Annotated in this window: 16 protein-coding genes; 6 read left to right on the top strand and 10 right to left on the bottom strand. The window is 51.6% G+C overall.

Features of this window, described 5'->3' with window-relative positions:
• Nucleotides 1-80: 80 nt before the first annotated feature.
• Nucleotides 81-386, bottom strand: a complete 306-nt coding sequence (locus tag EVX52_RS05830; RefSeq protein ID WP_129951092.1) for an EthD family reductase — start codon at nt 384-386, stop codon at nt 81-83.
• 154 nt (nt 387-540) lie between these two features.
• On the opposite strand from EVX52_RS05830, the gene EVX52_RS05825 reads away from it, so the two are divergent.
• The gene (locus EVX52_RS05825; protein WP_129951093.1) at nt 541-1920 is read left to right on the top strand and encodes a sodium:proton antiporter; all 1380 of its coding nucleotides are present in this window, start codon (nt 541-543) and stop codon (nt 1918-1920) included.
• 45 nt (nt 1921-1965) lie between these two features.
• Here EVX52_RS05825 and znuB read toward each other — a convergent pair whose 3' ends face one another.
• Nucleotides 1966-2751 carry a zinc ABC transporter permease subunit ZnuB gene (znuB, locus tag EVX52_RS05820; RefSeq protein ID WP_129951094.1) on the bottom strand — a complete coding sequence of 262 codons (786 nt, stop codon included), beginning with the start codon at nt 2749-2751 and terminating at the stop codon, nt 1966-1968.
• Nucleotides 2748-3506 (bottom strand): zinc ABC transporter ATP-binding protein ZnuC, encoded by a 759-nt coding sequence (gene znuC, locus EVX52_RS05815; RefSeq protein ID WP_129951095.1) that lies wholly within the window; start codon nt 3504-3506, stop codon nt 2748-2750. Before znuC ends, znuB begins: the two co-directional genes overlap by 4 nt.
• A 95-nt stretch (nt 3507-3601) precedes the next feature.
• On the opposite strand from znuC, the gene znuA reads away from it, so the two are divergent.
• From znuA to lpxM, 3 genes are all read left to right on the top strand, one after another.
• On the top strand, nt 3602-4534 hold the full coding sequence (gene znuA, locus EVX52_RS05810; RefSeq protein WP_129990818.1) for a zinc ABC transporter substrate-binding protein ZnuA: 933 nt from the start codon (nt 3602-3604) through the stop codon (nt 4532-4534).
• 20 nt (nt 4535-4554) lie between these two features.
• On the top strand, nt 4555-5889 hold the full coding sequence (gene mepM / locus EVX52_RS05805; RefSeq protein WP_129951097.1) for a murein DD-endopeptidase MepM: 1335 nt from the start codon (nt 4555-4557) through the stop codon (nt 5887-5889).
• A gap of 93 nt (nt 5890-5982) precedes the next feature.
• Nucleotides 5983-6963: a lauroyl-Kdo(2)-lipid IV(A) myristoyltransferase gene (gene lpxM, locus EVX52_RS05800; RefSeq protein WP_129990817.1), complete on the top strand. Its 981-nt coding sequence runs from the start codon at nt 5983-5985 to the stop codon at nt 6961-6963.
• A 33-nt stretch (nt 6964-6996) separates the two neighbouring features.
• Here lpxM and EVX52_RS05795 read toward each other — a convergent pair whose 3' ends face one another.
• From EVX52_RS05795 to EVX52_RS05770, 6 genes are all read right to left on the bottom strand, one after another.
• On the bottom strand, nt 6997-8229 hold the full coding sequence (locus tag EVX52_RS05795) for an MFS transporter (RefSeq protein WP_129990816.1): 1233 nt from the start codon (nt 8227-8229) through the stop codon (nt 6997-6999).
• Nucleotides 8230-8313: 84 nt separating this feature from the next.
• Nucleotides 8314-10698, bottom strand: a complete 2385-nt coding sequence (locus EVX52_RS05790; protein ID WP_129990815.1) for a GNAT family N-acetyltransferase — start codon at nt 10696-10698, stop codon at nt 8314-8316.
• A 13-nt stretch (nt 10699-10711) separates the two neighbouring features.
• Nucleotides 10712-12022, bottom strand: coding sequence for a lysine N(6)-hydroxylase/L-ornithine N(5)-oxygenase family protein (locus EVX52_RS05785; protein ID WP_129990814.1), 1311 nt, complete (start codon nt 12020-12022; stop codon nt 10712-10714).
• Between the two features lie 13 nt (nt 12023-12035).
• Entirely contained in the window at nt 12036-13577 is a 1542-nt protein-coding gene (locus EVX52_RS05780; protein WP_370278317.1) for an aspartate aminotransferase family protein, read from the bottom strand.
• A gap of 658 nt (nt 13578-14235) precedes the next feature.
• On the bottom strand, nt 14236-15678 hold the full coding sequence (pyk, locus tag EVX52_RS05775) for a pyruvate kinase (protein WP_129951103.1): 1443 nt from the start codon (nt 15676-15678) through the stop codon (nt 14236-14238).
• A 232-nt stretch (nt 15679-15910) separates the two neighbouring features.
• Nucleotides 15911-16780, bottom strand: a complete 870-nt coding sequence (locus EVX52_RS05770; protein ID WP_129951104.1) for a MurR/RpiR family transcriptional regulator — start codon at nt 16778-16780, stop codon at nt 15911-15913.
• A gap of 408 nt (nt 16781-17188) precedes the next feature.
• On the opposite strand from EVX52_RS05770, the gene zwf reads away from it, so the two are divergent.
• Both zwf and EVX52_RS05760 read left to right on the top strand, forming a co-directional pair.
• Nucleotides 17189-18664, top strand: a complete 1476-nt coding sequence (gene zwf, locus EVX52_RS05765; RefSeq protein WP_129951105.1) for a glucose-6-phosphate dehydrogenase — start codon at nt 17189-17191, stop codon at nt 18662-18664.
• A 258-nt stretch (nt 18665-18922) separates the two neighbouring features.
• Nucleotides 18923-19564 (top strand): bifunctional 4-hydroxy-2-oxoglutarate aldolase/2-dehydro-3-deoxy-phosphogluconate aldolase, encoded by a 642-nt coding sequence (locus EVX52_RS05760; protein ID WP_129990812.1) that lies wholly within the window; start codon nt 18923-18925, stop codon nt 19562-19564.
• Between the two features lie 64 nt (nt 19565-19628).
• Here EVX52_RS05760 and EVX52_RS05755 read toward each other — a convergent pair whose 3' ends face one another.
• Entirely contained in the window at nt 19629-19973 is a 345-nt protein-coding gene (locus tag EVX52_RS05755) for a RidA family protein (protein WP_129951107.1), read from the bottom strand.
• Nucleotides 19974-20019: the final 46 nt, after the last annotated feature.

The following is a 20019-nucleotide window of genomic DNA, read 5'->3' as shown; positions in this document are numbered from 1 at the left end:
TGCGAGATAAAGAACGCGAAAAAAGGCGATTACCCAGAGAGGTTAATCGCCTTTTTTACGATCAGGGCTGGGTGGAAACGTCAGACCACAACGTCGAAAATCATCTTCACCGGTTCGATATTAGTGAAGTTCGCCACGTCAGCGACGAAATCTGCAGCATTACCTTGCATGCCTTTTTCGAAGTCTTCCATTGAGTTGCAATAAATATGGCAGGCGGCGATGAAGGGCGCCTCCGCCGGTGCATCTGCGGGTATTTTATCGATGGCGTAAGAATGGCAAAACTCCCCCATCCGGCGTTTGATCAAGGGTAAATGTACATCCCGATAATAATCATGATCAAAGGTTCCGTTTTCAATATTTGGATACAGCACACTGTATTTAATCATTTTATGTCTCGTCTTATTCCCGGATAAAAATCAATTTTAGCTTACCGGCTAATGATATGCCGCGCCATTTGTGCCCGATGTTATTTATCTGAAAAATCATTCATCTGCATACATGTACTATGCTTAATGAACTGATATTTAGCATGGGATAAACATGGGATTTTTAGGTTGGACAGCGGCGGTCGGAGGACTGCTATTGATTATGTCGCTCGCATCCGGGTGGATTTCCCGCGGTCCGGTGACAACGTTCGGTTTATATCTGGCTGCGGGGATCGTTTGTGGTCCCTGGGTTCTGAATTTATTGCATATCGATCTGGTGGCGTATTCCACGCTCACCGCGCATTTCACTGAAATCGCCATGGCGGCGTCATTATTTATTACCGGACTGAAACTCCGCTTGCCTTTTCGCGCACAAAGCTGGCGTGTTGGTGTGTTACTCGCTTTTCCTGCCATGTTACTCACCGTCCTGTGCGTCGCCGCTATTGCTCATTACATTACCGGTATTTCCTGGCCGCTGGCCCTTGCATTGGGTGCCATTATCGCGCCGACGGATCCGGTGCTGGCCAGCATGATTGCCGTGAATGATGCCAATGATGACGACGGGCTGCGGGTTGCGCTTTCCAGCGAGGCAGGGATGAACGATGGTTCGGCGCTGCCTGTGCTGATGCTGGCGCTGATGCTGTTCACGGCGCAGGACGGATTATCTTCACACGAATGGTGGCACTGGGCATGGCGCGATGTGGTCTGGGCGTTGCTCGGCGGGTTGGCAATTGGTTTTGCGATGGGGAAACTGGTCGGGCTCAGTGCGACGCGTTTTCACAGCCGTCAGCGTACGGTTGCACCGAGTGATTTTCTGGCGCTGTCGCTGATAGCGCTCAGCTATGCGGCCGCGCAATCTCTCGATGCTTCCGGTTTCCTTGCGGCATTTGCCGCCGGTGTCGGGCTTCGCAGCGCGGAAGTACGCGTCGTTTCCCTGCATCCGCCGGAAGATCTGAGTGAGGGGTCGCGTCCGCCACCCGCTGAAGTCATGGTCAATCCTCACCAGCGTCACTCGATGCAAGCGGAAATGCCGCGCAATTCGATCGGACTGATGGTGGGTGATGCACTGTCGTTCGGCGATACCATTGAGCGGATTTTTGCTGCGGGAATTGTCATGGTGCTTGGAATCACGCTGGCAGAACACTGGGAACCGACGGGACTGCTGATCGCCGCGCTGCTGTTTATTGTCATCCGTCCTCTGGCTGTTTATATCACGACAATCGGCGTACATGTACCGAAGGGGAGACGGCTGATGCTCGGCTGGTTTGGCATTCGCGGTATCGGCAGTATGAACTATATCGCTTATGCCTGGACGCACGGACTGCACGGTGCGGACGCCAACTATATGACCAACATTGCGTTCACGGTGATTGTCGCCAGCGTGGTTATCCACGGCATAACGGTATCACCGGTGTTGCACTGGCGGCAGGCGAGGCAGGAGGCGGCGCAGGAAGAACGGGAGGCACGGGAAAAAAGGCAGCAGGAAGATGCATAAAAAAACGGACGCTCAGGGCGTCCGTTTTTGTCTCTGGCGTTGCGGTCAGGCAATCTGTTTTTTACTGAGGCTGAACATAAATAACACCGCGGCACACAGCACGACAGAAGGGCCGGCAGGTGTATCATAGAATGCCGAGAACGTCAGGCCGCCGGTCACGGCAACAATGCCCGTTATCACCGCCACATACGCCATTTGTTCCGGCGTTTTAGCGAAGCGCCGCGCGGTCGCGGCGGGAATAATCAGCAATGAGGTGATGATCAGCGCACCGACGAATTTCATCGCCAGACCGATGGTCAGCGCCGTTACCAGCATCAGGATGATGCGCGAACGTTGCAGGTTTACGCCATCGACATGCGCCAGTTCCGGACTGATGGTCATGGAAAGCAGCGCCCGCCATTGCCAGCACAGCACTGCAATCACCACCGTTACGCCAACGCCAATCATCCAGATGTCGCTGTATGTCACCGACAACAAATCACCGAACAAATATGCCATCAGATCCACACGCACGCCGGACATCAGGCTGACGACCACCAGCCCGAGTGACAGTGCGCTGTGCGCCATAATCCCGAGCAGGGTATCGACAGCCAGGTGCGGTTTACGTTCGAGCAATACCAGCAATACGGCCAGCAATAAAGTGACGGCGATAACGGTATAAAAAGGATTAATATTAAGCAGTAAACCAAAGGCTACGCCGAGGAGTGACGCATGAGCCAGCGTATCGCCGAAATAGGACATACGACGCCAGACGACGAACGAGCCCAGCGGGCCGGCGGCAATTGCCAGTAAAACACCTGCCAGCCAGCCAGGTAATAACAGCGCGATCATGCGTCACGACCTCCGGTGTTGCGCAAAATTATCTTTCCCTTTAAATCATGACGATGGTTATGGTTATGTCGGTAAATAGCCAGCTGTTCTGCGCCACGATTACCGAACATCGCAATAAATTCAGGGTGCGCAGAGACCACTTCCGGCGAGCCGGAACAGCAGATATGCTGGTTCAGGCACAACACTTCATCCGTTTTCGCCATCACCAGATGCAAATCATGCGAAACCATCAGCACGGCGCAACCCAATTCGCAGCGCAGGCTGTCGATCAGGTTGTACAGCGCCAGTTGTCCGTTGACGTCAACGCCCTGGGTCGGCTCATCGAGTACCAATAACTGCGGGCTGTTCATTAACGCACGCGCCAGCAGAACACGCTGGTTTTCGCCGCCGGAGAGTTTTTGCATCGGTTGATCCAGCAGATGCGCGGCCTGTACGCGTTTCAGGGCGGGCAAAATATCGCTTTTCTTCACACCGGGCTTCAGTCGCATAAAACGGCTGACGGTCAGCGGCATGGTAGGATCGAGATGAATTTTCTGCGGAACATAGCCGATACGTAAACCGGGTTCGCAGGTCATCTTGCCTTCTGTTGGCGCAATCAGGCCAAGCACAACGCGCACTAATGTGGACTTTCCCGCGCCATTCGGGCCGAGAAGGGTCAGAATTTTCCCCGGTTGCAGACTTAACGAGATGTTGGACAACACCCGTCGTGCACCGAAAGTCACTGAAATATTTTGGAGCGTAGCTAATGTGGACATGTCATAGGGTCTTGCAGAACAAATCGGATGTTATAATATTGCGTTTCGCTAAAAATAACCAGTTTTCCCCCAACCCGAAGATGAGTTCACTCAGCATGATACAGAAAAAAAGCGTTAAACGGATGTTTCTGGCCGCCGCAATATTAAGTTCAGGTGCGGTTTTCAGCACGCAGGCCGCTGTTCTGGCTTCCGTACGCCCGCTGGGTTTTATCGCATCCGCTATTGCCGACGGCGTCATGCCGACGCAAGTGTTGCTGCCGGACGGGGCGTCGCCTCATGATTTTGCATTACGCCCTTCCGATATTCAGCGTATGCGCAGCGCCGACCTGGTGGTATGGGTGGGGCCGGAAATGGAAGCGTTTATGACCAAGTCAGCAGCGCAACTGCCACCAATCCGTCAGGTCGCCATCGCGACGTTACCGGCAGTGAAACCATTGCTGATGAAAGGCAGTGATGACGATGAACATGACGAGGCTCATGAGCATGAGCATGAGGCGGATGAACACCGCCATGGCGAATATAATATGCACGTCTGGTTGTCACCGGAAATCGCCCGCGAAGCCGCCATTGAGATCCACAACAAGCTCGCAGAGCTGGTTCCGCAGAAAAAGCAACAATTAGATGTAAATTTGGCACGTTTTGAAGACGGGCTGACAAAAACTGACAAAAATATTGGTACTATGCTGCAGCCTGTGCAGGGTAAGGGATATTTTGTTTTTCACGACGCTTATGGCTACTTTGAAAAACACTTCGGCCTTTCGCCACGTGGTCACTTTACGATCAACCCCGAAATTCAACCTGGTGCACAGCGATTACATCTCATTCGAACACAGTTGGTTGAGCAAAAAGCGACCTGCGTTTTTGCTGAGCCACAATTCAGGCCAGCCGTCATAACGGCTGTTGCCCAGGGAACAAAAGTGCGTATGGGCACATTGGATCCCTTGGGGAGCAGCATTGCACTCGGTGCGGACAGCTACGTGAACTTTTTGTCACAGCTGGCGAACCAGTACCTGAGCTGCCTGAAGTAAGCTAAAAGGACAGAATTTAAGTGCAGCTGATAGCCCGATCTATCGCTCTGGCGTATAGCAACCTTCCGCGGCCCCATCGCATTATGCTGGGGTCACTTACCGTCGTCACACTGGCTGTGGCCGTATGGAAACCGTTAGCCTATCACCCGGACAATGACCTTTCCGATACCAAACCGCTGGTTAAAAATATCACCCTTGATAACCAGCAATTACGTTCACTGCTTCCTGAAGCCAGCGAGCCTATCGACCAGTCTCCCCCCGCCGATGATGACATTCCGCAAGATGATCTTGACGATAAAACAGTCAATGAAGCCGGCGTACATGAATATGTGGTTTCTACCGGCGATACGCTGAGTAGCATTCTGAATCAGTACGGCATTGATATGTCAGAAATTGCTGCACTTTCAGATGCCAACCGTGATTTACGTAATCTGAAAATCGGTCAGCAAATTTCGTGGACGCTCAATGATGCCGGTGATTTGCAACGCCTGACATGGGAAAAATCACGTCGCGAAACTTACACCTTTGACCGTTCGGGCAACACGTTTAAATCCTCTCTGGAAACCCTGAAAGGGGAATGGAAAGATTCAGTATTGAAAGGGACTCTGAACGGCAGTTTTGTCACCAGCGCCAAAGCCGCAGGGCTGAGCAGCGCTGAAGTCAGTGCTGTTATTAAAGCACTGCAGTGGCAACTTGATTTCCGTAAATTGAAGAAAGGCGACGACTTTGCGGTGCTGATGTCCCACGAAGTACTGGACGGTAAGAATGAGCAAAGTGAATTGCAGGCCGTGCATATGCGTACCGGCGGCAAAGACTATTACGCTGTCCGGGCTGAAGACGGCAAATTTTATGACCGCACCGGCAGCGGGCTGGCGAAGGGCTTCCTGCGTTTCCCGACCGGTAAACAATACCGCGTTTCTTCTAATTTCAACCCGCGTCGTCTGAACCCGGTGACCGGGCGCATAGCACCGCACCGTGGCGTCGATTTCGCCGTACCTGTCGGTACGCCGGTGCTGGCGGTGGGCGATGGTGAAGTGGTCGTTGCCAAGAATGGCGGCGCTGCGGGTAACTATGTTGCCATCCGTCACGGTCGTCAGTACATGACCCGTTATATGCATTTGCGTAAGCTGTTGGTGAAACCCGGTCAGAAAGTGAAACGGGGCGATCGCATCGCACTGTCCGGCAATACCGGCCGTTCAACCGGCCCGCATTTGCATTTTGAAATGTGGATTAACCAGCTGGCTGTGAATCCGCTGACGGCAAAACTGCCGAGAACGGAAGGGCTGACAGGTAAAGATCGCAGTACTTATCTGGCCACTGTTCGTGAGGTTGTTCCTCAACTGAAGCTTGACTGATCTCTTCGCGCTTAATTTTCCAAGGCAGTGATTTATTGCAAAATAAATCACTGCACTTATCATTAAGGCAGAATTTGTCATAAGAGCCTGAGCATGCAGCCAGAAAAAGAAAAACGATCGACTATTGAATTTATTCCGCAATTTCAGAAAGCCTTCTATCATCCGCGCTACTGGGGCGTCTGGCTGGGCGTCGGAGCGATGGCCGGAATGGCATATCTGCCGGCGAAGGTTCGCGACCCTATTTTAGGCAGCCTTGGCCGTCTGGCCGGAAAATTTGCGAAAGGCGCACGTCGTCGTGCGCAAATTAATCTGCTGTATTGTCTGCCCGAAACACCTGAAGCTGAACGTGAACATATCATCGATGAGATGTTTGCCACCGCTCCGCAATCTATGGTGATGATGGCTGAACTGGCCCTCCGTGATCCTAAAAAAATCATGCAGCGTGTTCACTGGCACGGCAAAGAAATTGTCGACCAGATGCATGCCGAAGGCAAAAATGTGATTTTTCTGGTGCCACACGGATGGGCTGTGGATATCCCGGCGATGCTGATGGCCGCTGACGGACAGCCGATGGCCGCTATGTTCCATAATCAGAAAAACCCGCTGACCGATTATCTGTGGAATACCGTTCGCCGTCGTTTTGGTGGTCGAATGCATGCGCGTAATGACGGCATCAAGCCGTTCATCAGTTCAGTGCGTCAGGGGTACTGGGGTTACTATCTGCCGGATCAGGATCACGGCGCTGAGCACAGTGAGTTCGTCGATTTCTTTGCCACCTACAAGGCAACATTGCCTGCGGTCGGACGTCTGATGAAAGTGTGCCGTGCGTCGATCATCCCGCTGTTCCCTGTCTATAACGGCCACGAACAAAGGCTGGATATTTATGTGCGCCCGCCGATGGATGATCTGGCCACTGCCGATGACAATCGCATCGCACGGCGGATGAACGAGGAGGTGGAAGTGCTGGTCGGACCGAATCCGGAACAGTACACCTGGATCCTCAAGCTGCTTAAAACCCGAAAGCCGGGTGAACCTGAGCCTTATTCGCGCAAAGAACTTTATCCCAAAAAGTAACCGTTAAAAACTTGAAAGGCTGAGGCTCACACCTCAGCTTTTTTTTATATTTTTTTCAGGGATACGCCTGAGGAACGCGGCAATCAGCAATACGCCGGTCGCGCCGGAAATCATACCCGTCAGCATAAACATGCCGCTGCCGAGTACGAAATACAACTGCTTTGCCACTTCGATGCCCGCCGCAAATACCACAATTGTGATCAGCCCCAGCGTCGCCGCAACGGTGCCTTTGCCGGTTGGGCTGGAAAACAGTGTCAGACGGTAAAGCCCGGCATTTACCAGCCCTGAGCCCAGCGCATACAGGCTGAGCCCGCCAATTATCCAGCCCCAGGCGTGCACCATAAACAGCGCGGCACCGGCGCTGACCGCCAGACCGAGCACTATTGGGACAATGCCTATCCAGACGGGTGTGCGGATATTCACTTTCCCACTGATTTTGCTGAGTGTGATATTACCGATAATCAGCCCGGCGAATACCGGCACCTGTAACCATCCGTACTTTAGCGGCGTCATACCGGCATCCTGAATCAGTAATACCGGTGACTGCGCCACCCACGCCAGCAGCGGAAGGGTGATCAGCCCGATGGACAGCGACCCGAGAATCACGCCGGTATTGCTGAACACTTCGCGGTAATCGGTCAGTAAGCGGCGTATTGAAAATCTTTCCCCGCGTCCGGTGGCAGTTTCCGGCATGCTGCGCCACAGACCCCAGAATGAAAATGCAGAGACCAGCGAGAACAACACAAACATGGCTTTCCATGGCGCATAATGAATAAATACCGCGCCAGCCAGCGGCCCGAGCAGGGGGGCTATCAGCGTGATGTTAGCCATCAGCGCCATCAGTTTAACGCTCATTGTTTCACTGAATGCTTCCTGAATGGCGGCATAACCCACTGCACCGATAAAGCACAGACTCATGCCCTGTAAAAAGCGCATCAGAATGAATTGTTCAATGTTTTGGGTAAAAACTGTCAGCAGGCACGTGGCGGTGAAGAAGGCCACGCCTGCCAGCAGGACAGGTCTGCGTCCGAGCCTGTCGGACAGCGGACCCAGCAGCCATTGCAGCAAAATACCGCCGCACAGATACGCGGTCAGTGAGGTGGAAACCCAGTCGGCACTGGCACTGAAATCACTGACCACCCGCAACATACCCGGCTGGATCATATCGTGGGCGATATAGGTGGCAAATTCGAATAACACCAGCGACAGCGGGAACAACCTCTGGCGAAAATTCAACCGCGAAGCGGGTTCGGAAACGGACGACATAACGTTAATACTCCAGGATTTCACATCAAAAAAGCGCGGCCTGTGAAAGCCGCGCTAAAATTCTGCAGATTAGAAAAAGGGGTTTCAGTAACGGTTGGCGTAGGCGGCAATCGGATTTTCCAGCGTGCCGGCGAACTTAAGATTCTGCGCCGGATCTGAAAGATTGATCATTTGCTGATTATTCGCCAGTTGCAGGCGGTTCAGACACGAGTGCGTAAACTCGGCACCGAACATATCATACCGGGCAAATTTCCCGGCCAGTTCCGGATACTGAGTCTGATAATCGCGGACCACTTCTGCCACCACCTGCCAGAACTGCCCGGCAGGATAATCGCCATGCTCTTCCAGAATGCGGGCAATAAACCGGAATACGCCGGCAAAGACGTCAGTGAAAATCGACAAAATTTTCAGATCATCCGGCACATCTACCGCCAGACGTTTGGCTTTTTCAGGCAGACAGGCATCCGGGTTCATCACTGCAATTTCCTCGGCGATATCCTTCATGAAGGCATTGATCGGGATATTGTTTTCGAAACGCAGAATCAGGTTTTCGCCATGCGGCATGAACACCAGATCGTACTGATAGAAACAGTGCAGCAGCGGGCTGAGATAGGCGTGCATGTAACGTTTAAGCCAGTCTCCGGTGGCCAGACCGGATGATTTGATCATCTCGACAATCAGCGCATCGCCATGTTTGTCGGTATGCAGCAGGGCAGCCATGGTCATCAGGCGCTGGTTGGGTTGCAACAGGGCGACCGGATTTTCACGCCACAGCGCCGCAAACATTTTCTTGTATGCGCTGTCACCTTTTATGGCGTCTTCGAAATAGTGATTGTGATAACCGAGCGACGCCACTTCCTGCAAAATGCTGAAACCGGTGGATTGCAGATACGAATCGTTTTCCACCAGATCCGCCAGCCATTCATTGATGCCCGGCGTCGTCGCCATATAGTACGGCGAAAGCCCGCGCATAAAGCCCATATTCAGGATCGACAACGCTGTTTTAACGTAACGCCCTTGCGGACGGCTGGTATTGTAGAAGGTGCGGATTGACTGCTGCGCCAGATAGTTATCCTCACCTTCACCAAGAAAAATCAGAAACTGACGGGCAATATCCGGTGCGAAAACGGTCAGTAATTTGTTCTGCCACTGCCACGGATGCACCGGCATGAAATAGTAATTTTTCGGATCGACACCTTTATCAATCAGCTTCTGCGTGAAAGCACAAATCTGCGCTTCGCCCAACTCTTCTGCGATCAGCTTTTCATAGGGCAAACCTTCGACACTGGCGAAATGTGCTTTGTCATGATGAACCGCAACCCAGACCAGTTGCAGTGGGCTGGCCGCTTCCGGTGCATAGCGAACATAATCACCGGCATCAAAACCGATACGGCCATTGTTAGCGATAAAGCCTGGATGGCCTTCAGTCATGCTGGTTTCGACAGTCTGGAAATCGGCTTCTGACAGTTGCTTTGCTGTCGTGTGATTATTCGCCAGTTTATAAGCGCTGCTGTAAAGCGTGCTGCTGATTTCTTCCAGATAAGTCGGCAGCATGGCTTGTGAGATACCAATATGTTCTGCGAATTCAATGATAAATTTAACGGCATCCAGGGGTTGCACGGTAAAATTATCCAGACGCTTAATGCTCTTGAGATCAATCATCCAGTCATTGAGTGGCAGCAAGCGTGCCCGGAAATGGTATTCAATTTCCGAGGCGGGAACCGTCAGCTGATAATCCGTCCAGGTGCCGGTTGTTTTTAATGCCTGAGGTGTGAGCAGACGTTCATGGGTTAGCTCGGACAGGCATTTACGCAGCAGCAGGGCATTCGCTTTCGCCCAGATTTCAGGTTGCAGGTGCTGCCCGGTTTGCAGATTAGCAGGGGTCATGGTGTGTTTTTCCTTCTGGCTGGCCTGAAAAAAATCTTCGCGCTGGCAAAATGCCAGCCATGCAGTTTTGTGTGTCAGTTGGATTTGTTTCTGATAGCGGAAACCGGCGCGTTTATTCAGCTTATGAATTTTTTCATTGCGAACATCCGGCTCGACTACCACGCGCCGGACATCGGGCTGGCTGAACAGGTACTCCATCACCGCTGAAAACACCTGCCAGCTGAAGCCAGTCACCGGCTTTTCAGCCGGTGACAGCAGAATATGCATGCCCATATCACCGGGTTGTACAGCGTAATGCTCATGCAACGGGTCATCCTCAACCGGATAGCATTCGATGAGAAATTGCGGCTGTCCGTCGATTTCGCCCATCAGCGCTGCCAGCGGTTTATCCTGAGTCAGGTCGCGATAGAAATTGCTGACTTCTGCAATGGTGCTGTTTTGCATCCCCCAGAAATGCGCGTAGGGCTGCGTCATCCAGCCATGTAAAACGGCGGCGTCTTTTTCCGGAGACAGCGGGCGTAAAGACAGTTTCCCTGCATCGCGCAGGCAGGAGAATACGGCGGTAGAAATGGCATCAGACATGAGTAAATCTCCGTTAGTTTGCGTCAGGGCTGCGGGTGCCAAAGGTCTGGAAAGCAATGGTTTTTTCCACCGGATACACTTCATGGCCGAGCATTTCGCGGATAATAGTGCTGTTGCGGTAGCACGCCATGCCCAGATCCGGTGTGACGAAACCGTGCGTATGAAGCTCGGCGTTTTGTACGAAAATCTGGTTGTGCGCATCGATGCTGTAATTGCGGTTGACGGCGTAACGACCGGCTTCATCCCACTGAATGCGGTTATAAATGCCCTCCACAAACTGCGGTGGCTGATAGCCGTACCCGGTCGCGAGGATCACTGATTCCGTGCGGTGCCGGTATTGCTGTTGCTGTTCGTGGTGGAACAAGGTCATTTCAAGTTCGCCGCTGCGGCTGCGGGTCAGCGCTGTCAGTTCCGAATGTGTGTACAAATCGACACTCAGCGGGCCGTCGAGGCGTTTGACGTACATCAGGTCATAAATATCGTTGATCAGACTGATGTTAATGCCCTTATACAGACATTTTTGTTCCCGATTGAGCTGATCGCGCTTGCTTACCGGCAGCGCGTGGAAATAGTCGATATATTCCGGTGAGGTCATTTCCAGCGTCAGTTTGCTGTATTCCAGCGGGTAGAAACGCGGTGCACGGGTTACCCACGTCAGATGATAATTGTGCGTGTCGATGTCGGAGAGCAGGTCATAGTAAATTTCTGCGGCGCTCTGGCCACTGCCGACTACGGTAATGGATTTTGAATTTTGTACCTGCTGTTTATTCGGTAAATAGGCCGAGGAGTGAAGCACGTTTCTACCGGCATCCCGCGCACAGGCAGGCATCCACGCTGACGGCCCTGTGCCGAGAACCAGCCTTCGGGTACGGTAAATCTGTTTTTCGCCGCTTTTCGTCGAGCGCGCCTCTATCCGATAGCATTCCTGTGCCGCATCCCAGGTAACGCCCTCCACGCGCGTGGAGAATTGCAGGCTGGTCAGCTGGCTGCATGCCCACTGACAATACTGATTGAACTCTTTACGCATCATGAAGAAATCTTCACGGATGTAGAATGAGTAGAGTTTTCCCTTTAATTTAAGATAATTAAGAAAACTGTAAGGGCTGGTCGGATCGGCAAGCGTCACCAGATCGGCCATAAACGGGGTCTGTAAATGTGCGCTTTCCAGCATCATGCCGGTGTGCCAGTCGAAGCTGTCATTCTGGTCTAAAAACAGGCCGTTCAGCGCTTTCAGTGGTTCAGTCAGACAGGCCAGCCCGAGGTTAAACGGACCGATTCCTACGGCGATAAAATCATACATAGGGTCGTTTGGGTGGGTATTCATGGTGTGGCTCCTTTTACCGGTTTTTCGCGGCGCTCAGCGCACTGGCAGTGAGTTCTTTGCCGTAATGAGTAATCAGGCTAAGCACATCGGCAACGTCTTCCGTGGTGGTGGCTGGGTTGAGTAAGGTAAATTTCAGATACTGGCGCTGATGTACTTTGGTTCCGGCGATAACGGCGCTGCCGTCGCGGAAAATGGCCTTACGGATCCCGGCGTTGATGTCGTCAATCTGTTCATGCGTCATGGATAAACGCGGTACGAACCGAAACACCAGCGTGCTCAGCTCCGGCTTATGCAGCACTTCAATATTCGGATTCTCTTCCATCATCTGATGCGTTTGTGTCGCGCGGGCCAGCAGCACATCAAAGGATTCTCCTAATGCCTGCTGACCCATAATGCGCAACGTCAGCCACATTTTGAGGGCATCAAAACGTTTGGTGGTCTGGATACTTTTATTCACCAGATTCGGCGTGCCTTCCAGTTTCGCACTCAGCGGATTCAGATATTCGGCGTGATGTGTCACGTGCTCCAGATGACGGTGGTCATTAACCAGAAACGCGCTGCAGCTTACCGGCTGGAAGAAGGATTTGTGGTAATCCACGGTGACGGAATCGGCCAGATGGATGCCGTCAATCCGCTGACGATGCTGTGGCGAAACCAGCAAACCACAGCCGTATGCGGCATCTGCATGCATCCAGATTTTTTCCTGGCGGCAGATTTCAGCGATCTCATTCAGCGGGTCGATACTGCCAAAGTCAGTCGTACCGGCGGTTGCCACGACGGCAATCGGAATCAACCCTTCAGCGTGGCAGCGCTCAATTTCCTGACGGAGTGCGGCAATATCCATGCGAAAAGCGCTGTCGCAGGCGACCGGCACCACGGCGTCATAACCCAGGCCGAGCAGGGCAGCGGATTTCTGAATACTGAAGTGGCTGACCTGTGAACTGAAAATACGCCAGCGGTTGGCTTCCGGCGGCAGACCCTGATATTTGATGCTGTGCTGCGGTCGGGTGCGTTTGCAATGGCTGTCGCGCGCCAGCAGCATGGCCATCAGGTTGGACTGGGTCCCGCCGCTGGTGAAAATACCGTCTGACTGTGCGCCAAAACCGATACGGGCGAGTGTCCAGTCAATGACTTTTTGCTCGATGAGCGTGCCGCCTGCGCTCTGATCCCAGGTATCCACCGAGGAGTTGATGGCACTGATAAACAGCTCCGCCAGTTGGGAAGGTAAGACGGTCGGACAGTTGAGATGCGCTAGGTATTTCGGATGATGGAAATAGACCGCGTGCTGAAGATATAAATCATCCAGTTCTTCCAGCGCCAGCCGCGTTCCGTCCAGAGGTTTAGTCAGGTCAATATGGCGAAATTGCTCGGCTAATTCAGCCGGAGAAACACCGGAAAAGGGTTTCTCAGTATGGTTAATATGGGATTTAATTAATTCAACGCCTTGTTCAATCTGCGCCTGCCATTCAGGGGTATTGTGGTGGTTAAAAATATAACCCTTATTTTTGCTTATATTTGCCTGGGCTGGGGGGAGATTTTGGCTACCGGATTGCATTAATTCCCAGTTATTTATCTGGCTCATTCTGTATCCTTTGGGTTAGTCCTTTTCATCCTCAGCAGGCGTGGGGCGGCCGCCCGGATAAAGTCAGGATTTAGCAGTGAACGTAAGCATTAGCAGGCAGGGCTGATGGCCATGCCTGTAAAGTGTATGGTTAAATATTTTATCTTATGTAAAATAATAAGTGTTATGTCTTGTTTGATTTCCTTAGTACGGATTTATGCAATGTTTTAACGATTGAGAATCATTATAAATGCAAATCATTATCATTCAACAACGAGAGTAAACATTTGCGCATAACAGAACTTTTTGATTGTTTAATGTGATGTTCGTCACATAAATAAGCGGGTGAATATTAAGCTCTTAATATTCCTATGGGAAGAATCTGTATTTTTTATACATTATTTTGTCTAAGTGGGGGCGTATTTTACTATCAAAAGTTATATTTAGACGCAGTGTTTGTAAGTGTAATAACTTTTACCGACGGAACGTTTGCACGCAGCGCCTGATTATTTCAAAACAATGGCAACAATAATATTCGCATTAAGCATTTGGGCGGATATGCAAAAGGGGAGTAAATTTTCGGGCGGGGGAGTAAATAAGAAGGCCGATCATCATGATCGGCCCTATATTTATATCTTATTACATTTTGCCATTATTCTACACGCAATATACGGCTGGTATTGGTGGTGCCGATGGTACTCATGACATCACCCTGGGTGATGATCACCAGATCGCCGGACAAAAGATAACCTTTATCACGCAGTAAATTCACGGCATCTTGTGCACCCGCTACCCCGTCATTTACGCTGTCGAAGAAGACAGGGGTGACGCCACGGTAAATCGCGGTCAGGTTCAGGGTGTGTTCGTGACGTGACATGGCAAAGATCGGCAGACCGGAGCTGATACGGGACAACATCAGCGCAGTACGACCCGATTCAGTCATGGAAATGATGGCTGTCACGCCTTTCAGATGGTTTGCTGCGTACATGGCAGACATCGCAATGGCTTCTTCGATATTATCGAATTCCACGTCCAGGCGGTGCTTGGAGACGTTAATGCTGGGGATTTTTTCTGCACCCAGACAAACGCGTGCCATGGCCGCCACGGTTTCAGCCGGATACTGACCCGCTGCCGTTTCCGCTGACAGCATCACCGCATCGGTGCCATCGAGCACGGCGTTCGCCACGTCCATCACTTCTGCGCGGGTTGGCATCGGGTTGGTGATCATTGATTCCATCATCTGGGTCGCCGTGATCACCGCGCGGTTTAACTGACGTGCACGACGGATCAGTTTTTTCTGGATACCGACCAGCTCAGGGTCACCGATCTCGACACCCAGGTCTCCACGGGCCACCATGACAACGTCGGAAGCCAGAATGATGTCATCCATTGCTTCATCTGTCGCTACCGCTTCAGCACGTTCAACTTTAGAAACAATCTGCGCATTACAGCCTGCATCGCGGGCCAGACGGCGCGCATAGTTAAGATCTTCGCCAGTGCGTGGGAATGAAACTGCCAGATAATCTACGTCCATTTTGGCCGCAGTAATAATGTCTGCTTTATCTTTCTCAGTCAGGGCTTCGGCAGAAAGGCCACCGCCCAGCTTGTTGATGCCTTTATTATTAGAGAGCGGGCCGCCCACGGTAACTTCGGTGAACACTTTCATGCCCTGAACTTCCAGTACTTTCAGCTGCACACGGCCGTCATCAAGTAACAGAATGTCACCAGGCACCACATCGGCCGGCAGACCTTTATAATCAATACCTACTTTTTCTTTATCGCCTTCACCTTTACTCATATTGGCATCAAGCAGGAATTTGTCGCCGATATTGAGGAAAACTTTACCTTCCTTAAAGGTTGATACGCGGATTTTTGGGCCTTGCAGATCGCCAAGGATCGCGACGTGGCGGCCGAGACGCGCGGCTATTTCACGGACTTTGTTAGCGCGGAGGATGTGATCTTCAGGGGTTCCGTGGGAGAAATTCATACGCACAACATTTGCACCAGCAGCAATGATCTTCTCTAGATTATTGTCGCGGTCAGTTGCAGGGCCGAGTGTGGTAACGATCTTCGTTCTTCTGAGCCTTCTGGACATGCCTAACTCCGTTAACTGATGAAAAATGGTAATGCAAAAAACAGCGAGCCCACATTAGGTTTAGGTGTAATTGTAATACAAAAGGGTTTCACCTGTGTGACCCGCTGACCTCATGTCTGACATTTACCCTGCGCACTTTGCGCGTAGATTTCCCGCCAGACTCCCTATTAAATCAATGGTGCTGTGTTCATATGTTCTGTGAATGATTTGATGTGCCGACCCGTGGGCGAGCTTATTCTGACAGGTTAGGGACGACTATCCCCTTATCAAAGCGCGATTCTTTCAACGCTTCTTTGACCCGCTTCAGGTTATCTCTGAATTTTGTCCCACGGCGCAACGTAAACCCGGTAGCCAGCACATCAATCAACGTCAGTTGTGCGATACGCGAAACCATCGGCATATAAACGTCGGTATCTTCCGGAACATCCAGTAACAGAGCCAGCGTTGCCTCATGCGCGAGTGGCGTATTAAAGGAGGTGATGGCAATGACCGTGGCGTCATTTTCGCGGGCAAGTTGCGCCAGCTCGACCAGATTTTTAGTGCGGCCCGTGTGGGAAATCAACACCACCACATCGCCTTCGCTGGAATTCATGCAACTCATGCGCTGCATAACAATGTCATCGAAATACACCACGGGAATGTTAAACCGGAAGAATTTGTTCATGGCATCATGCGCCACGGCGGCTGATGCACCCAGTCCGAAGAAGGAAATCTTTTTTGCCTGGGTGAGTAAATCGACCGCGCGGTTGATAGCTGTAATATCGAGGGTGTTTTTCACCTGATCGAGGCTGGCCATGGCTGATTCGAAAATTTTACTGGTGTAAGCGCTGACGCTGTCGCTTTCATCCACGTTACGGTTCACATAAGGTGTACCGTTTGCCAGACTTTGTGCCAGATGTAATTTAAAATCTGGAAACCCTTTTGTGTCGAGGCGACGGCAAAAACGGTTTACAGTAGGTTCACTGACGTCCGCCATGCGGGCGAGAGTGGCAATACTGGAGTGAATGGCAATGTGCGGAGATGCCAGAATAACTTCGGCGACTTTGCGTTCTGACTTACTCAGAATGTCAAGGTGGGTCTGGATTTTTTCCAATGTATTCATAAGCATGACACTCATAGGTTTCAACGATTTCTTTGAAAAGAGGAAATCGTAGTGATTTGATGAAAATATACTACGCGCTTAATGCCGTTGGCAGCGTCAGTCAGACGAAAAAACCGCTTTTTTTGTCAGAGTTTGACCGAGATCTAACTTTCAGTATGGTAAATTCTGTTCAGTTTTGTCATAAAATTACAGAATGTTGTGGGTTTTGACAGCAGCTGAGATACTTATGATAAAAACAAGGTTTTACGCAGAGTTATCCCCTTGTCAGATCATGGTTTACGGCTCACAGGCAATCAGAGTACATTGTTGCTGAAATAAAATTACAATATGTACCCGAGATAATTCGAGTTGCAGCTCACGCACAGCAACCAGAAATATGTTAGGTATTCCTGCATTGAGGAGAAGAACATGGCGGTAACTCAGACAGCCCAGGCGTGTGATCTGGTAATTTTCGGTGCAAAGGGCGATCTTGCGCGCCGTAAGCTGTTGCCTTCCCTGTATCAGTTAGAGAAAGCAGGTCACATTCACCCCGACACCCGCATCATCGGTGTGGGACGTGCGGAATGGGACAAAGCGGCCTATACCGAAGTGGTTAAAGAAGCACTGACCACCTTCATGAAAGAAAAAATTGATCCGGAACTGTGGGATAAACTCAGTGCCCGTCTTGATTTCTGTAACCTTGATGTCAACGATGTTAAGCATTTCAAAGTGTTGGGCAAAATGCTCGACCAGCAAAACCGCGCTACCATTAACTACTTTGCGATTGCGCCAAGTCACTTTGGTGCGATTTGCCGCGGCCTGGGTGAAGCAGGACTGAACAAAGAGCCTGCGCGGGTCGTGATGGAAAAACCACTGGGACACTCTCTGGAGTCTTCTCAGGTCATCAACGATCAGGTGGCTGAATACTTTGCTGAGTCCCAGGTTTACCGTATTGACCACTATCTGGGTAAAGAAACGGTACTGAACCTTCTGGCGCTGCGTTTTGCTAACAATCTGTTTGCCAGCAACTGGGATAACCGCACGATCGATCATGTGCAGATCACGGTCGCTGAAGAGGTCGGTATCGAAGGCCGCTGGGGTTACTTCGATGACGCGGGTCAGATGCGCGACATGATCCAGAACCACCTGTTGCAAATTCTGACCATGATCGCCATGTCGCCTCCGGCTGATCTGAGTACCGACCGTATTCGTGATGAAAAAGTCAAGGTGCTGCGTTCCCTGCGTCGTATCGACCAGTCAAACGTGCGTGAAAACACGGTGCGCGGACAATACACCGCGGGCTTTGTGCAGGGCAAAAAAGTTCCCGGTTATCTGGAAGAAGAAGGGGCGAAAAAAACCAGCAGCACCGAAACCTTCGTGTCTATTCGTGTGGATATCGACAACTGGCAATGGGCTGGAGTGCCGTTCTATCTGCGTACCGGTAAACGTCTGCCGAGCAAGTGTTCCGAGGTCGTGGTGTATTTCAAAAATCCTGCGCTGAACCTGTTCCGTGATTCTTACCAGCAACTGCCGCAGAACAAACTGACCATTCGTCTGCAACCGGACGAAGGTATTGAGATCGAAGTGCTGAACAAAGTGCCAGGTCTTGAACACAAGCATCGTCTGCAAACGACCAAGCTGGATCTGAGCTTTACTGAAACCTTTAATGAACAGCATATTGCCGATGCTTACGAGCGTCTGCTGCTGGAAACCATGCGCGGGATCCAGGCGTTGTTTGTGCGTCGTGATGAAGTGGAAGAGGCCTGGAAGTGGGTTGACTCCATCATGAACGCATGGGCGGCAGAGAGCGAAGCACCAAAACCGTATCAGTCCGGGACCTGGGGACCCGTCGCTTCTGTGGCGATGATCACCCGCGACGGGCGTTCCTGGAACGAATTCGAGTAACGGATAATGTAGGGAGTCATGACTCCCCCAGATAAATGAAGTCGCCGCAAGGCGGCAAGTAAGTGAGACCCGGTGAGCTGACATGCGTCCTTGATTCGGGTTAACACGCACAGCCGCTGCGGCTTCAGATATGACGGGGAGAGAAGTATCGTCCAATCGGGTGTGGTCGGTTACTGGCGGAGAAAGTCTCTGCCGGTCCCTGTGGCAGGGGCGCGCCATCAATCACAACGGTGCCTGCGGGCATAAATGGAGAAAAAGATGAAAAACTGGAAAACAAGCGCGGAACAAATTCTGACCTCAGGGCCGGTTGTTCCTGTGATTGTTATCAACAAACTGGAGCATGCCGTTCCGCTGGCCAAAGCATTGGTCGCTGGCGGCGTACGTGTGCTGGAAGTAACGTTGCGTACCCCATGCGCAATGGATGCGATCCGCGCCATTGCCAAAGAAGTACCGGACGCTATCATTGGCGCCGGGACTGTGCTCAATCCTGAGCAACTGGCTGAAGTGACCGAAGCGGGTGCCCAGTTTGCGATTAGCCCTGGCCTGACTGATGCTCTGCTGAAAGCAGCCAATGCCGGTTCTATTCCTTTAATTCCGGGGATCTGCACCGTATCCGAACTGATGATGGGGCTGGATGCCGGTCTGCGTGAATTTAAATTCTTCCCGGCTGAAGCCAATGGCGGCGTGAAAGCGTTGCAGGCGATTGCCGGTCCGTTCCCGCAGGTGCGTTTCTGCCCGACCGGCGGGATTTCACCGAAGAACTATCGTGATTACCTGGCGCTGAAAAGTGTGTTGTGTATCGGTGGTTCATGGCTGGTGCCAGCTGATGCGCTGGAAAGTGGTGATTACGCACGTATCACTGAACTGGCAAAAGAAGCGGTTGCTGGTGCTACGATCTAAAACTGCGACGTACGAAGAATGAAAACCTCCTGCGGGAGGTTTTTTTATATCTGCTGATCAGCAATTAGCGTGCGGCAATGATTTTAATTTCAATTTTATACTTCGGGTTCATCAGGTTGGCCTGCACCGTACAGCGCACCGGTGCATTGCCCGGCGATACCCATGCGTCCCAGGCTTCATTCATTGCCGGGAAATCATCTTTATTGACCAGAAACAAGGTGGCATCAAGAATTTTACTCTTGTCTGAGCCTGCTTCCGCCAGCGCGGCGTCAATAATCGCCAGCGTTTCCGCTGTCTGATCTTTTGCATCCGCGTCCAGATTTTCCGGTACCGCCGTGTAGTAAATGGTGTTGTTATGGATAACGATGTCGGACATCCGTGGCTCAGGGCGGATACGCTCGATGGTCATGTTTATAGCTCCCGTTAGTGACTTTTTTATGATGCCGCTAAGGGTA

This window comes from Rahnella sp. CFA14(1/10) (genome assembly GCF_004195095.1).
Lineage (GTDB): Bacteria > Pseudomonadota > Gammaproteobacteria > Enterobacterales > Enterobacteriaceae > Rahnella > Rahnella perminowiae.
The sequence above is the reverse complement of the archived record's forward strand: the minus strand, read 5'-3'. Positions and strand labels throughout refer to the sequence as shown.

What these genes read in the sequence shown, in the direction of transcription:
- EVX52_RS05830 (WP_129951092.1), bottom strand. Translation starts at nt 386, where the DNA reads ATGATTAAATACAGTGTGCTGTATCCAAATATTGAAAACGGAACCTTT.
- EVX52_RS05825 (WP_129951093.1), top strand. Translation starts at nt 541, where the DNA reads ATGGGATTTTTAGGTTGGACAGCGGCGGTCGGAGGACTGCTATTGATT.
- znuB (WP_129951094.1), bottom strand. Translation starts at nt 2,751, where the DNA reads ATGATCGCGCTGTTATTACCTGGCTGGCTGGCAGGTGTTTTACTGGCA.
- znuC (WP_129951095.1), bottom strand. Translation starts at nt 3,506, where the DNA reads ATGTCCACATTAGCTACGCTCCAAAATATTTCAGTGACTTTCGGTGCA.
- znuA (WP_129990818.1), top strand. Translation starts at nt 3,602, where the DNA reads ATGATACAGAAAAAAAGCGTTAAACGGATGTTTCTGGCCGCCGCAATA.
- lpxM (WP_129990817.1), top strand. Translation starts at nt 5,983, where the DNA reads ATGCAGCCAGAAAAAGAAAAACGATCGACTATTGAATTTATTCCGCAA.
- EVX52_RS05795 (WP_129990816.1), bottom strand. Translation starts at nt 8,229, where the DNA reads ATGTCGTCCGTTTCCGAACCCGCTTCGCGGTTGAATTTTCGCCAGAGG.
- EVX52_RS05790 (WP_129990815.1), bottom strand. Translation starts at nt 10,698, where the DNA reads ATGTCTGATGCCATTTCTACCGCCGTATTCTCCTGCCTGCGCGATGCA.
- EVX52_RS05785 (WP_129990814.1), bottom strand. Translation starts at nt 12,022, where the DNA reads ATGAATACCCACCCAAACGACCCTATGTATGATTTTATCGCCGTAGGA.
- EVX52_RS05780 (WP_370278317.1), bottom strand. Translation starts at nt 13,577, where the DNA reads ATGCAATCCGGTAGCCAAAATCTCCCCCCAGCCCAGGCAAATATAAGC.
- pyk (WP_129951103.1), bottom strand. Translation starts at nt 15,678, where the DNA reads ATGTCCAGAAGGCTCAGAAGAACGAAGATCGTTACCACACTCGGCCCT.
- EVX52_RS05770 (WP_129951104.1), bottom strand. Translation starts at nt 16,780, where the DNA reads ATGAATACATTGGAAAAAATCCAGACCCACCTTGACATTCTGAGTAAG.
- zwf (WP_129951105.1), top strand. Translation starts at nt 17,189, where the DNA reads ATGGCGGTAACTCAGACAGCCCAGGCGTGTGATCTGGTAATTTTCGGT.
- EVX52_RS05760 (WP_129990812.1), top strand. Translation starts at nt 18,923, where the DNA reads ATGAAAAACTGGAAAACAAGCGCGGAACAAATTCTGACCTCAGGGCCG.
- EVX52_RS05755 (WP_129951107.1), bottom strand. Translation starts at nt 19,973, where the DNA reads ATGACCATCGAGCGTATCCGCCCTGAGCCACGGATGTCCGACATCGTT.